A 13,546-nucleotide genomic window follows, 5' to 3' on the forward strand; every position below is an offset into this window, starting at 1 on the left:
CTCTCCTCGAAGGGGCAAGCCATGACGACATCGAAGACCACCGGAGCAACGGCGCCGGAGTTGGCCTACGAGTGGCTGAAGAACACCATCATCACCCTGCCCCGCGACGAGGAGATGTTTCTGTCCGAAGCGCAGGTCGCCGCGTCGTCCGGAATCTCCCGAACCCCCGTGCGCGAGGCGCTGTTACGTCTCGAGGCCGAAGGCTTCATCCGGCGAGTGCCTCACAAGGGCGCCTTCATCCCGGCGTTGTCCGACAGCGACGTCGAAGCCATCATGCAGGCCCGCCGGGTGGTCGAGGAATGGTCGGTCACCGAAGTGGCGCCCCAGCCGGGCCTGGTACCGGACCGGCTCCGCATTCTCCTGGACCTTCAGGAGAACGACACCGACCCGGTCGACTTCATCGCGCACGACCTCGAATTCCACACGGCCATCATCCGTGCGGCCGGCAACCCCCTGATGAACAACTTCTACAGCTCACTGCGGGACCGTCAGATGCGGATGGGTATCCGCATCGTCATGGCCGACGAAACCCGCAAGAAGCAGGTTCTCGTCGAGCACCACGCCATCGCCGACGCGATCGCGGCAGGCGATCCCCAGGCCGCGGTACGGGCGGTGCGGGAACACCTCGACACCACCCTGCGGTCAATGAAACGGCCGAACATCTAACGGCACGAAGGAAACCCATGAAGATAGCCCTGGCTCAACTGGCCAGCCCCGATTCCGAGACCCCCGCGCATCGACTCGAGCGCGTACGCAACCTCCTGACCGGACTCACCGAGCGAGTCGACCTGATCGTTCTGCCCGAGCTGTGGCGCGTCGGATACAACCACTTCGACGACTACTCCTCGGCCGCGGAAACCCTCGGCGGCGGTACCGTCCAGGTTCTGGCATCCGTCGCCGTCGAACGGCAGTGCTACATCCACGCCGGCAGCATCGTCGAACAGGGCGAGGAGGGCAGACTGCGCAACACGGCGGTCCTGATCGGCCCGGACGGACAGATCCACCACCACTACAGCAAAGTTCACGTGTTCGGATACGACTCCCTCGAAGCGCAGCTTCTGCAGCCGGGGACGCAGATCCACACCACCGACACCCCGTTCGGCCCGATCGCCGCCACCACCTGTTACGACCTGCGGTTCCCCGGATTGTGGACCGAATTGGTCGCCGCCGGAGCGCAACTCGTCATCGTGCCCGCGGCCTGGCCGAAAGCCCGCAGGGAGCACTGGCGGCTGCTGACCTCGGCCCGCGCCGTCGACAACCAGGTCTTCGTGATCGCCTGCAACGCCACCGGCACACACAATTCCGTCGAACTCGGCGGCCACAGCCGGATCGTCGACCCGTGGGGAACGGTGATCGCCGAGGCGGATTCGTCCGAGGGCATCACCATCGCCGAGATCGACCCCGGCGTTGTCGACCGCACCCGCGCCGAGTTCCCGGTCCTGAGGGACCGGCTCGACGACTACAGCTTCCTCAACCGCAGAAAGGTCCTTTCATGACCGGCGCCACCACGGAGGTGCTCACCTTCGAAACCCTCGATTCCTCCGAGATCCTGCGTTTCGGCGCCGGCCGAACCCTGGTTGCCGGATACACCGGCCGCGACGAAGCGGCGGTGCAACATCACATCGACGAACTCGCTGCCATCGGAGTCGCACCGCCGGCACAGGTGCCGATGTTCTACCCCGTCGAAATCGCGACGATCACGACCGCGACGCAGGCCCCCGTCACCGGCGCCCACACCTCGGGCGAGGTCGAGCCGGTGATCCTGAGGCACGGCGGGCGGTACTACCTCGGTGTCGGCTCCGACCACACCGACCGCCAACTCGAGACCGTCGACATCGGTGACTCGAAGCGGGCGTGCCCGAAGCCGGTAGGCCCGGCCGTCGTCGAGATCGCCGACTGGGCGTCGTTCGACTGGGACGCATGCCGGGCCCGATCGTGGGTCGACGGGGTCCTGTATCAGGACGGCACCCTGGCCAATCTCCGTACACCGCACAACCTTCTGCAGATCTTCGCCGACCGACTCGGCGACACCGGCGAGGACCTGCTCTGCTTCGCAGGCACCCTGCCACTGCTCGACGGCAAGTTCACCCCCGGTCACCGGTGGGACCTCGAACTCACCCTGCCCGACGGCCGAACCCTGACCCACTCCTACACCACCGAAGGACACTGACATGCGCACCGGAGCCGACTACCTGGCCTCCCTGAACGACGGGCGCGTAGTGCTCGTCGACGGGGAGAAGATCGACGACGTCACCACCCATCCGGCCTTTGCGCCCGTGACCCGGACGATTGCCGAGATGTTCGATCTGGCCGCGGACGAGGCCAACGGCATGCAGTACGTCGCACCCGAAACCGGGAACGCGGCCAATCGGGTGTTCTCGATTCCACGGTCGCGGGAGGAGCTCGCGCAGCGGCGGGAGGCGATCGAGCGGTGGGCGAAGCACACGCACGGCTGGATCGGTCGTAGCCCCGATCATGTGGGGACGTTCCTCGCCGCGTTCGCCGCGCATCCCGAGGTGTTCGCGGCCGAGGGTGGGCACGACTTCGGGGCGAACGTCTCCGAGCTGTACCGGCGCCTGCTCGACGAGAACCTCTACGTCTCGTACGCGATCATCCCGCCACAGGTCTCGCGCGCGACGACGGCGTCGGGCTGGGAGGGCGAGTACCTGCAGGCCGGCGTGGTCGAGGAGACCCCCGAGGGTCTGGTCATCCGTGGTTCGCAGATGCTCGCCACCGGCGGAGCGATCGCCGACGAAATCTTCGTCTCGTGCATCAAGCCGCTCGGCCCGGACGACAAGGACTTCGCCGTCGGGTTCGTGGTCCCGGCCAACGCCCCCGGTCTCAAGCAGTACGTCCGCCGCCCGTACATCCCGGCCGCGACGAGCTCGTTCGACTACCCACTGACCTGCCGCTACGACGAGCCCGACTCGCTCCTCGTCTTCGACGACGTCCTCGTACCGTGGGATCGCGTGTTCGTCGACCGCGACACCACAGGTGTCCGCCGTCAGTTCTTCGAGACGGGCGCCCACGTTCTCGGCAACTGGCAGGCGCAGATCCGCTTCGCGACGAAGCTGGAATTCATCGCCGGCGTTGCGCGTCGGGTCACCCAGGTCAACGGGGTGGACAAGATCCCCAGCGTTCAGGAGAAGCTCGGCGAGCTCGCCGCGCTCGTCAGCGGGGTCCGTTCCGCGGTGCTGGCCGCCGAGTACACCGCCGAGCCGGATTCGGCCGGGATGTGGTTGCCGGGCAGGCAGGCACTGTACGGGTCGATGGGCCTGCAGTCGGAGATCTACCCGCGAGTGATCGCGATCCTGCGCGACCTCGTCGGCGGCGGTGTGCTGCAACTCCCGTCGAGCGTCAAGGACCTCACCAGCCCGCTGACGTCCCGGGACATCGAACACTACGTCCAGTCCCCCGGTGTGCCGTCCGAGGAGCGCGTCAAACTCTTCAAGCTGGCCTGGGACATCATCGGCTCCGAATTCGCCGGACGACACCAGCAGTACGAGATGTTCTACGCCGGAGCCCCTTTCGTGGTGAAGGGCGCGTACACGTACCGCAACTACGACTACGACAGCGCCGTCGCGGCAGTGCAGCAGTTCACCGACAGCTACAAAGCGGAAAGCGAGTAAACCATCATGGCCAAGCCCGAATTCGAATTCTTCCCCGTCACCGGCGTCGAGTGGACGGTATGTCCGGGTGACGATCCGAAGATCACCGAACGCATCCTCGCCAAGGACCCGGACGGCAACGTCGCCACCCGGATCCTGCGGTACGAACCCGGCGCCGACTCGACGCCGATGGGCGTGCAGAAACACGACTTCTGGGAGGAGGTCTACATCGTCGAGGGGTCGTTCACCGACCTGACCCTCGGCGAGACGTTCACCGCGGGAATGTACGCCTGCCGGCCGCCCGGCATGCCGCACGGCCCCTGGAACACGGACGAGGGCGTTGTCACCTTCGAAGTCCGGTACCACAGTAAGTAGGCCCACGATGACCCTTCCGGCATTCCACGCCCCCACCCCGACGGACATGCGACGCAGCATGGGCCGGTTCACCACCGGGGTCGCCGTCGTCAGCGCCGACGACGGCGACGGCAGCCCCAGTGCCATGACGATCAGCTCTCTGACCTCGATCAGTCTGGACCCGGCGATCCTGCTCGTCTCGCTCACCCACGGCTCCCGCACCACCGAGGCCGTGGAGGCCGCGGGCTCGTTCGCCGTGTCCGTCCTCGGCTCCCGTCAGGAAGCTGTCGCCCGCCGCTTCGCGACGCGGGGCGGCGCCCGATTCGACGACCTGCCCTGCGATCGCAGCCGCTCGGGTCTGCCGCTGATCAAAGATGCTCTGGCCCAGCTCGAATGCAGGGTCCACAGCGCCCACGACGTCGGCGACCACCGCGTCTTCTACGGCGAAGTCACCGACATGCGCTGCCGGGAGGGCACCGGCCTGGTGTTCTACTCGGGGCGGTTCGGCGACTTCCACGACTTCGGTCACGACGAGGTCCCCTGGTTGTTCTGATTCGGCGAACGTGCTCGCCGGCGCATCACTGACGGTGCGCCGGCGAGCACGTGCATTTCGGGGTCGGGTTTCTCGTGGGCCGGAGGGTGCGAATTGTGCAACAATGTGGACGTCAGTACGGACTAGTTGAGGCAGGAAGGGAAAGTTTTGCTGCCCTCTGACCGCGTTCACATCGAGCGCTCGATACGCAACCGGTAATGTTGTTGTACAACATCACGTGGGAGGCTGTGCGTGACGCGTCGCCCCTCAGATCCACGACTACTCGAGGTGACACACCATGGTGCTAGCGACGGGCACGGGCCCGGGCAACGACAGCCCGGATTCGGGTGCCAACCGGACATCGCAGGCTTACCACGATCTGCGCGCTTTGATCCTCGCCGGTCACTATGAACCGGACTCACGCCTCACCGAATCGGAGCTCACCACGCAGCTCCAGGTCTCGCGCGGGACGATCCGTTCCGTGCTCGCGCGCCTCGCGCAGGAGGGCTACGTCACCGCCGAGGCGAACCGCAGCGCTCGCACCCGCTCGTTCTCGGTGGACGAGGCGGTCGAGATACTGGAGACCCGCGCGGTGATGGAGGCAGCGCTGGCGGCGAAGGCCGCCGAACGCGCCACCGATACGGACATCGCCGCGATGACCGAAACCTGTAAGCGCATGTGGGACTGGCAGGTACCGGGTGGGCGCGAGGAGTACGCGAATCTCAACCGCAAGTTCCACGAACAGGTCAAGCGGGCGGCGCGGCAGGCCACGCTCACCAGGTTCGTCGACAGCCTGCTGTACCCGCTCGTCATGCAGCAGTACCGCGACGCGGACCGCGAGCAGCCGCGGACCGACTCCGTCAGGGAGCACGAGGCCATCCTCGCCGCGATCGTCACCCACAACCCGGAGGCCGCCGCGGCGGCGATGCGGCATCATCTGTCGTCGGCCCGGCGGGCGCTTCAGCTGAAGTTCCCCCCGCCGGCCGACTAGTCGTCGCCGCGAGGACCTCCAGGCGGCTCGTGGGTGCGCCACGACACCCGCTCCGCCCGGAGGTCTTCGTCCACTCAGCGCAACACGCCGACAGCACTCTCACGAGTTACGGCAGTTACGACCACAGCGCGACCGTCCACGCTGGGTCCAGGACAACGGTCACATCGTCGCCCGGGCGAGCATCGAAGTGCGCACCGGCGTGGGCGCGGAGCACGACGTCCCCGACGGCGACGACCATCTCCTGGCGATCTCCGAGGTACTCGGTGGTCATGATGCGCGCCGGGAACCGATTGGGGCCCTCGGCCTCCCGTGACGCAGTGACGACGCGGATGTTCTCGGGCCGGATGCACACGGACATCTCCTGGCCGGCGGTGGGCGGTGCGGGTGGGGTGGTGAATCGCTCGCACCGCACTACCCCGAGGGTCGTTTTGGCGTCGACCACACGGTCACGGGGGCCGGCCGGCCGGTCGAGCACTCCGGGGATGAGGTTGGCACTGCCGACGAAGTCGGCCACGAACCGTGTCGCCGGGGAGTCGTAGATCTCGCTCGGCGAGCCTATCTGCTCGATTCGGCCACGGTTCATGACGACGATCGTGTCAGACATGGCGAGGGCTTCGCCCTGGTCGTGCGTGACGTAGATGGTGGTGACGCCGAACTTCTGCTGGAACGACCGCAGCTCGGCGCGCAGTTGTGAGCGTAGCTTGGCGTCCAGGTTGGACAGCGGTTCGTCGAGCAGCAGGACCTCCGGCTCGCACAGCAGAGCGCGGGCCAGCGCGAGCCGCTGCTGCTGGCCGCCGCTGAGTTGGGTGGACCATCGGTCGGCGTACTCCGACAGCCCCACCTGTTCGAGCATTGCGAGGACACGGCGCTGCGTCTCGGGGCGGGGGTAGGTCTTTCGGCCGTATCGGAGCGGGAATGCGGCGTTGTCGAACACCTTCATGTGGGGCCAGATCCCATAGGACTGCGGCACCATGGCGATCGGCCGGGAGTCGGGAGGGACGTCGCGACCCGCGGCGGCGGAGAAGACGGCCTTCCCGTTCATCCAGATCTCGCCGCCATCAGCGGTCTCGAGTCCGGCGAGGCAGCGCAGCGTGGTCGTTTTTCCGCAGCCGCTGGGTCCCAGCAAGGTGAAGAAGCTGTTTTTCGGCACGGCGAAGCTGACATCGTCGATGACGCGGTTCACCTCGCCGCTGTCGTGACGGGTGAATTGTTTCTGCAGACCGGAGATCTGTACGGAATGGTCGGTAGCAACGAGTTTCTGCATGTTCACGACACCTCAGATGTGTTTTTGGACGCCACGGCGGTTGACCCACCAGACGGAGACGGCGGAGACGGCGAGCAGGAGAACTGCGAGGGCACTGGCCTCGGGATAGTTCGCGCTCTCGCCGATCATGTCCCACAGGAGCACCACGACGGTGCGGTTGTCGGAGCTGGACAGCAGCAGCGCGATGGGGAGTTCGCCCAGGGAGTGGGCGAACACCCACAGCCACGTGCTCGACACCGCGGGGGCGACGAGGGGGAAGATCACCCGGCGCAGCACGACACCTTTCGACGCACCGGAGACGCGTCCCACCTCTTCGAGTCCTTTGTCGAGCTGGAGCAGTGCCGTCTGAATCATGCGTGACCCGCGCGGGACGTACCGGGTGGTGAACGCGATGATGATGATCCAGATCGTCCCGTAGATCGGGAACGGCAGGTACAGGTACAGGAACAGCACCGCCATTCCCAGTACCACGGCGGGGATGGCGAAGACCAGGAACGAAATATCGAACAGAGCCCGGCCGATGCGTCCGCCGCGGCTAGCGGCCAGCGCCAGCCACAGGGCGAATCCGGCGGTCAGCGTCGCCGTGACCAGGCTGATCACCAGGGTGTTGATGACCGCTTGGCTCAAGCTCGGGTTGGTGAAGATCGCGGTGTAGTTGGCGAGGCTGAGCGCACCCAGATTGTCCAAGCTGATCGGCTGGAGGTACGGGGTCAGGCTCGTCCAGACCAGGGTCAGGATGGGCACGATGATCGCGACGAGTACGTAGAGAAAGACGACGGCGAAGATCGGGATGCGCCAGCGTCCCAGCCGCACCGGCGTGGACCGGTACCCCTTGCCCCCCACCACCTGGAACCGGTGCGACTCGCGGGTCTGGCGCCGGTAGACGGCGATCATCACCAGGGACAGCAGGACCAGCATGATGCCGTAGGCGCTGGCCTGGCCGTAGTTGGCGAGACCCGACGGCGGCTGCAGCGAGGCCTGGATGAGGCTGCTGAACACGTAGATCTGGTCCGGCATTCCGAGGATGGCCGGGATCGCGAATTCCTCGAGCGCGATGACGACCAGCAGCATGCTGGCCGCGGTGATTCCCGGCATCGTGAGGGGCAGAACCACCTTGCGGGTTCGTGTCCACCATCCGGCGCCCGACGTGGCCGCGGCCTCCTCGAACTCGAGGTTGAGCCGGGCGAACGTCGGCGCGAGCATGATGTACATGCCTGGCACGCCGAAGATTCCGGCTACCAGGATCATGCCTGGCAGCGAGTAGATGTCGATGGTGAACCCGAAGATCCGCTCGATGACGACGGCGATCGGGCCGTTGGTGGGGTTGGCCGCCAGCACCCAGGCCACTGCCATGACCGTGGCCGGCACGGCCATGGGGGCCAGTGTGCTCGGCGCGAGGAATCGGCGACCGGGGATGTCGGTGCGTTCGAACAGGTAGGCCAGGCTGACACTGATCACGAGAGCCAGGCCCACGGTGCCGACCACGAAGATCAACGAGTTGAGCGCGACTTCGACCAGGCGTTTCGACGAGAAGATCGCGGTGAAGTTGGCAAGCGTGAACCCGGGGACCTGGAAGGGCAGCTTCGTCTCGCTGTCCTTGAGACTGCTGAACAACAGCATGCCCAGGGGAAAGAGCATGAGATAGGCGATGATCGCGCCGATGACGATGTTGACGCCGATCAGGACACGGTCCCGCCGGTGCGGGTGTACGTCGGTGGGCTCAGGGCGGACGCCGGTTCGCTGAGGGCGTGTGCCGGTGGGCGGGCGCGTGCCGGTGGGCGGGCGTCCGCCGGTGGAGAGCGGGGTGCCGGACTGCATCGCTGAAGTCTCCAAAGGTGAGGGGATAAAGTCTTCTGCTGCCCGTCGGGCAGCGGTGCGACGGTGGGGGCCGTCAGTTGACGTCGGTGCCCAAGGCCTCTTCGACCTCGGGGAAGTAATCCGAGAACTGCTCGTACTGCTCGAGGTTGGTTTCGCCGAACCACTCGACGCCGACTGCACACAGGGCGCCGATGACACGGTTGGTTGCGGCGTCCGTGCAGTCCGTGTTGGTGGGGATGGCCGAGTTGTACGTGTCGACCAGGGCGGACTGGCCCTCTTCCGAGGCGAGGAAGGCGGTCAGCAGGCGACCTGCGGCCGGATGCGGGGCGCCCTCGGCCACGAACAGGTAGGACTTGTTGGCGTTTGTGGGGCCCACCGGTGCGACGGCGACCGGCGCGCCCTTGGCCTGGTCGTCCAGCACGAGGTTGATCAGATCGGTGCCGACCGGTGTCTGGCCGGAGACGACGAGTGTGTGGGCCTGCGTGGTGTTCTCGGTGTAGTGGGGCTGCTGCTGGGCCAGTCGGGAGCTGTAGTCGAGACCGGCGGCGGTGCCGAGGGCCGGGTCCTGAGCCCACACGGTCATGAAGGACCCGCGCGCCTCGACGCTGAGCTTTCCTCCATCCCAACGGGGATCGAGCAGGTCGTCCCAGCTCGCGGGCGCATCGCCGGCGGCCAGGGCGTCGGTGTTGTATGCCCAGACCTTCGGGACGGCCCAGACGTAGACGAAGTCATCGGCGAAGATCTGATCGCCGGGCACCTCGTAGGACGCCCAGTCGACCTTCGCTGCCAAGGACTGCGACGGCAGCACGGTGAGCCCACCTGCGTTGGAGACATCGAAGGTCACGCGCTCGGCGGCCTGCTCCACATTGAGCTGGGTGACGAGGTCCGGAGCCTTCTTGTTCGTGTAGCTGACTTCGATCCCGGGGTACTTCTTCTCGAAGGCCTCGATGGCCGGCTTCATCTGCGCCTCTGGTTTCGGCGCGTACCAGACGACCTCCCCTTCGGCCTTGGCCGCCTGGTACAGCTCATCGAGGTTCTTGGTGTCCGGAACGGCGGGAGGACCGCCGCAGGCGGACAAGGCGACGGCAACCGCCATGACCGAGGCGGTCAGACAGAACTTGCGCCGGATTCGAGTCATGGCAATCAACATTCCTTCGCGCCGGGGATAACGGCGCCGGCCGGGGCGAGCCCGTACAGCCGGCCGGCGGTGCCGCCGGCGATCAGTTCCAGCTGCGTGTCGTCGAGCGAGGGCAGTTGCGTCTTGATGAGGTCGTGAAGTTCGGACAACGATCCGGCCGAGGCGGGGAAATTCGAACCCCACATGACGTTGGCTGCGCCGAACTTCTGGATCAGCGTGCGGACCACCGGTGCCGCGGATCCGCTCTCGCGCTGCGCACGCAGGACGGCGGGCGGCGTGAGCTTGATGAAGACCCGGCCGGTCTCGTCGAGCTGGGGAACTCCGGCGGTGCTCGGGTACGGCGCGGCGTCGTCCAGCTGGGGCCGGCCCGCGTGGTCGAGGATCGCGGTCAGTCCCGGGTACTGCTGGAGGAGTCCGGCGAGGATGGGAGCGTGCTTGGCATGCATCTGGATGCAGACCGGCACCCGGCGATCGGACAGGAACTGCCAGACGGGCGCCATGCGCTCGTCGTCCAGGCCGCGGCCGGGCGTCGGGACGGCCGTCGTCCCGTCGGCGGCGCGGATGCGGACTCCCGAGAAGCCCCGCTCGTCGATCCAGTGGTGGAGGTCGTCGACCACCTTCGGGGAGAGGAAGTCCACCGAGCAGACCCCGCTGATGCGGTCGGCGTGCCGGGTGAGCTGGTCGGCGACGTAGCTGTTGTCGAATCCGTAGACCGTGGAGGCCTGGACGACGACGAGGTGGTCGACGGCGGCGGCGTCAGCCGCGCGCAGGAGACCGTCGATGTCGGTGGGCCGTTCCTGGGACCAGGTGGAGCGGTGGCCGCCGAGAGGGTCTGCGGGATAGGAATCGGTGTCGGGCGAGATGATGTGGGTGTGTGTGTCGACGGTGAACATCAATACCTCACGGCTGGTAGGTGGCGGGGCGGGCGTGCGGGCGGGGTGCGTTCATGCAAGATCGCCGAGGTGCCGGGTGAAATCGTCGAGGAGTTCGGCCACTGTCACCGGCGTGCGGATGACGTTCTGCTGCAGGGCGTAGTCGATCGCGATCTGCAGACCGGCGACGAGCTCGTCGGTTACCCCGAACCGGAGGGCGCGTACGCGGGGTCCGGGCGCGGTATCGGCTGCCTTGCGCGCCTCGATCTCGGCGCCGAAAGCCTGGTAGAGCGCTGAAACCGTCTGCGGCTCGGCTTCGAGGAGGTCCCTCCGGACGGTGAGCATGTGATTGATCGGCACGGTCTGGTGCCGGGCGCCCCACGCCTCCTCGGCCTCCCGCCAATTCGGGATGATCGGGACCAGCGGTCCCTGCGCGCCGTCGAGCGCCGGCGGACCGAGAACGGCGGCCACCACGTCGCCGCGCTCGAGCACGTCGAGCACCTTGCCGGTCGTGCGTTCGACGTTCGGCGGCTCGACGTAGCTGGCGACGTGCGGCTCTTCGGTGGTGACCCAGGTGACTTCCTTGGCGTCCACGCCGAACTCCTCGTGCAGGATGCCGCGGACCCACAGCCCGGTGGTCTGACTGTAGGCCCGGACGCCGACCCGCCGCCCTGCCAGATCTGCCGGGTTGATTTCGGCCGAACCGGGCCAGCGGGTGAGCGAGTGGTGGTGGAAGTCGCCACTCAGTACCACCGGCAGGAGTGCGATCGGGGCACCGGCTTCGCGGGCCTGCAGGAAGGTGGCGATGGCCAATTCGCTGGCGTCGTAGCGGAGTTCACGCACCATGGGGGCGAATGCCTTGTAGATCGGATCCGACGCCGCGAGCTCGACGGCGCGCCCTGCGACGGTGAAGCCTGGGTCGGTGAGGAACGCGGTGTGCGGGTAGGACTTCGCTGCGATGGACAAGGTTTGGGGCATGAAACGACTCCTCTGTTGCGTCCGAGCCCGGGGGGAGGGAGTGCGTGCACGGTGCCGGTGCACTGATGCTGATCCTCAACCGGAGGGCGGACCACCAATATTGTCTTACGGTTTCGCCCAATTTACGCGTGTGACTGGCCCAACACAAGGCCCATGGACGTGGATCGTCTAACAATTTTCCCCGAACTGCGTCCGAGGAGCTACGACGACTTACTCTGCGACCGCGGTTTCCACCGGGCGCGCCGCTCCCACGGTCCGCCGAGTCACCGCTCACAAGAATTGTTGTACAAGATTGTCGGGCCGCACCGAGCGCGAGACCCAAACTGTCGAGCTGTACACGACTCTTGCTGAGTGCCATGGGGCGCTGCTACTGTGTGCCACAGAGAGTTGTTAAACAATCTGAGGCCGCGTCGCCAGGAGACTCGGATGACGCCAACGCAACTGGGCGGCCGGCCTGCACTCCGCCACCAGCGGGGCGCCCGTGACATCAGCTGGCTGATCGAGTCTCGCGAGTTCCCAAGCTCCACAACGATTTGTGGAGGTGTTCCAGATCGCCAAGCGAGGACACAGTTGTGATAAAGATCGACGAAGAGATCGCCGTACCCGCACCACCGGAGCGGGTGTGGGAGGTCATTTCCGACCCCACTGAAGTGGTGTCGTGCATCAATGGAGCCGAACTCGGCCAGTTCCACGACGACGGCTCCTTCGACGGCACGCTGGTCGTGAAGTTCAGCGCGATCCGGGTGCGGTTCGGTGCCCGGATGTCGCTCGACCTCGATGAACCCGAGCGGGAGGGACGGCTGTCCGCCCGCGGACGGGACGGGCAGGGCGCGACCCGGTTCACCGCGCACGCCACCTTCCGGATCACCGAGGACAACGCGGCCGGCGGTGCCCGAGTGCATGTGGCCGGTGAGGTGAGCCTCGCGGGCAAGCTCGCGTCGCTGATCGAGGCGGGCGCCGGGGCTGTGGTTTCCCGGATGACCCAGGAGTTCACGGACGAGCTGGTGCGCCGGTGCGCCGGCGACACAGTGGTCACGCCGGCGCCCGGCCGTCCCACCCTGTGGGCACGCGTACGCGCCTGGTGGCACAGGACCATTCACAAGCGACAGAGCGAGCAGATCGGAGTGGCAAGTGGCAAGACTCAATAGCGTGATCGGTGCCCTGGAATCGGGGCAGCACGCCTTCGCGGCGTTTGCTTCGCCCGAACCGGCCGCGGCGCTCGACTTCGCGACGTCCGACTACGACGGTCTGGTGTTCGAGTCCGAGCACAAGCCTTGGGACGCAACGACGTTGCGGGACAGCCTGCAGTACCTGCTCAACCGGCGACGGATATTCGAAGCCGGCACGCTCGCCCCGTCGCCCACGCCCCTCGTCCGCGTGCCCGTCAACGGAGCCGAACACGGGCAGTGGCACGCGAAGCAGGCCCTCGACCTCGGAGCGTACGGAATCGTGTGGCCGCACATCAGCCGGGTCGAGGAGGCGCGCAACGCGGTCGCGGCGTGCCGCTACCCACGATTGCCCGGCGCGGACCGGTTCGAGCCGGCGGGTCTGCGCGGCGATGCACCCGCGGCCGCCGCGCGGTACTGGGGTCTGTCGAACGACGAGTATTACGCCAAGGCCGACGTGTGGCCGCTCGCCCCGGACGGCGAGATCCTCGTCGTGATCCAGATCGAGGATCAGCTCGGGATCGAGACCCTCCCGGCGATCCTCGACGAGGTGCCCGGCATCGGTCTCATCCTCATCGGTGAGGGCGATCTCAGCCAGGAACTGGGCGTGCCCCGCCAGCTGGACCACCCATTGATGGTCGAGGCCAGGAGCCGGATCGTGAAGATCTGTCACGAACACGGAGTCGTGGTCGGCCACCCGCACGTGACTACGAGCAACGTCGAGCAGGTGCTCGACGAGGGCTACCGCTTCCTCATGTCCGCGCCGGTACGCAGCTATCCCGGCCTGGAACTGGGCCGCAAACTCACCGGTCGCTCCTGACCCCG

14 protein-coding genes are annotated in these 13,546 nt (G+C 66.8%); 9 read left to right on the forward strand and 5 right to left on the reverse strand.

Going from position 1 to position 13,546, the window contains the following annotated elements; all coding sequences use genetic code 11:
- Positions 1–21: 21 nt before the first annotated feature.
- The 7 genes from ACFWAY_RS04770 (at position 22) to ACFWAY_RS04800 (ending at position 5,485) form a co-directional block, all read left to right on the forward strand.
- Positions 22–666: a GntR family transcriptional regulator gene (locus tag ACFWAY_RS04770; RefSeq protein ID WP_378453075.1), complete on the forward strand. Its 645-nt coding sequence runs from the start codon at positions 22–24 to the stop codon at positions 664–666.
- 17 nt (positions 667–683) lie between these two features.
- Positions 684–1,496: a carbon-nitrogen family hydrolase gene (locus tag ACFWAY_RS04775; RefSeq protein ID WP_378453074.1), complete on the forward strand. Its 813-nt coding sequence runs from the start codon at positions 684–686 to the stop codon at positions 1,494–1,496.
- Complete coding sequence (locus ACFWAY_RS04780) at positions 1,493–2,170, forward strand: DUF2848 domain-containing protein (RefSeq protein ID WP_378509954.1); 678 nt, start codon at positions 1,493–1,495, stop codon at positions 2,168–2,170. The genes ACFWAY_RS04775 and ACFWAY_RS04780 overlap by 4 nt, the downstream gene beginning before the upstream one ends.
- A 1-nt stretch (position 2,171) precedes the next feature.
- Positions 2,172–3,629, forward strand: a complete 1,458-nt coding sequence (locus ACFWAY_RS04785) for a pyrrole-2-carboxylate monooxygenase subunit (RefSeq protein WP_378509955.1) — start codon at positions 2,172–2,174, stop codon at positions 3,627–3,629.
- Positions 3,630–3,635: 6 nt separating this feature from the next.
- Positions 3,636–3,983, forward strand: a complete 348-nt coding sequence (locus ACFWAY_RS04790; protein WP_378453071.1) for a cupin domain-containing protein — start codon at positions 3,636–3,638, stop codon at positions 3,981–3,983.
- A gap of 7 nt (positions 3,984–3,990) precedes the next feature.
- Entirely contained in the window at positions 3,991–4,515 is a 525-nt protein-coding gene (locus tag ACFWAY_RS04795; RefSeq protein ID WP_378453070.1) for a flavin reductase family protein, read from the forward strand.
- Between the two features lie 277 nt (positions 4,516–4,792).
- On the forward strand, positions 4,793–5,485 hold the full coding sequence (locus tag ACFWAY_RS04800) for a GntR family transcriptional regulator (RefSeq protein WP_378453069.1): 693 nt from the start codon (positions 4,793–4,795) through the stop codon (positions 5,483–5,485).
- 115 nt (positions 5,486–5,600) lie between these two features.
- Here the strand turns inward: ACFWAY_RS04800 and ACFWAY_RS04805 are convergent, their stop codons facing one another.
- From ACFWAY_RS04805 to ACFWAY_RS04825, 5 genes are all read right to left on the reverse strand, one after another.
- Positions 5,601–6,749 carry an ABC transporter ATP-binding protein gene (locus ACFWAY_RS04805; RefSeq protein WP_378509956.1) on the reverse strand — a complete coding sequence of 383 codons (1,149 nt, stop codon included), beginning with the start codon at positions 6,747–6,749 and terminating at the stop codon, positions 5,601–5,603.
- Positions 6,750–6,761: 12 nt separating this feature from the next.
- Positions 6,762–8,567 (reverse strand): ABC transporter permease, encoded by a 1,806-nt coding sequence (locus ACFWAY_RS04810; RefSeq protein ID WP_378453067.1) that lies wholly within the window; start codon positions 8,565–8,567, stop codon positions 6,762–6,764.
- A 73-nt stretch (positions 8,568–8,640) separates the two neighbouring features.
- Entirely contained in the window at positions 8,641–9,705 is a 1,065-nt protein-coding gene (locus ACFWAY_RS04815) for an extracellular solute-binding protein (protein WP_378453066.1), read from the reverse strand.
- Positions 9,706–9,710: 5 nt separating this feature from the next.
- The gene (locus ACFWAY_RS04820; protein WP_378509957.1) at positions 9,711–10,598 is read right to left on the reverse strand and encodes an amidohydrolase family protein; all 888 of its coding nucleotides are present in this window, start codon (positions 10,596–10,598) and stop codon (positions 9,711–9,713) included.
- A gap of 51 nt (positions 10,599–10,649) precedes the next feature.
- A complete protein-coding gene (locus ACFWAY_RS04825; RefSeq protein ID WP_378453064.1) occupies positions 10,650–11,555 on the reverse strand; it encodes a hypothetical protein in 906 nt (301 codons plus the stop codon).
- 572 nt (positions 11,556–12,127) lie between these two features.
- On the opposite strand from ACFWAY_RS04825, the gene ACFWAY_RS04830 reads away from it, so the two are divergent.
- On the forward strand, positions 12,128–12,703 hold the full coding sequence (locus ACFWAY_RS04830; protein ID WP_378453063.1) for an SRPBCC family protein: 576 nt from the start codon (positions 12,128–12,130) through the stop codon (positions 12,701–12,703).
- Entirely contained in the window at positions 12,687–13,541 is an 855-nt protein-coding gene (locus ACFWAY_RS04835) for an HpcH/HpaI aldolase/citrate lyase family protein (protein WP_378509958.1), read from the forward strand. Before ACFWAY_RS04830 ends, ACFWAY_RS04835 begins: the two co-directional genes overlap by 17 nt.
- The last annotated feature ends 5 nt before the right edge of the window (positions 13,542–13,546 follow it).

Source organism: Rhodococcus sp. NPDC059968 (genome assembly GCF_042738615.1).
Taxonomy (GTDB): Bacteria; Actinomycetota; Actinomycetes; order Mycobacteriales; family Mycobacteriaceae; genus Rhodococcus_F.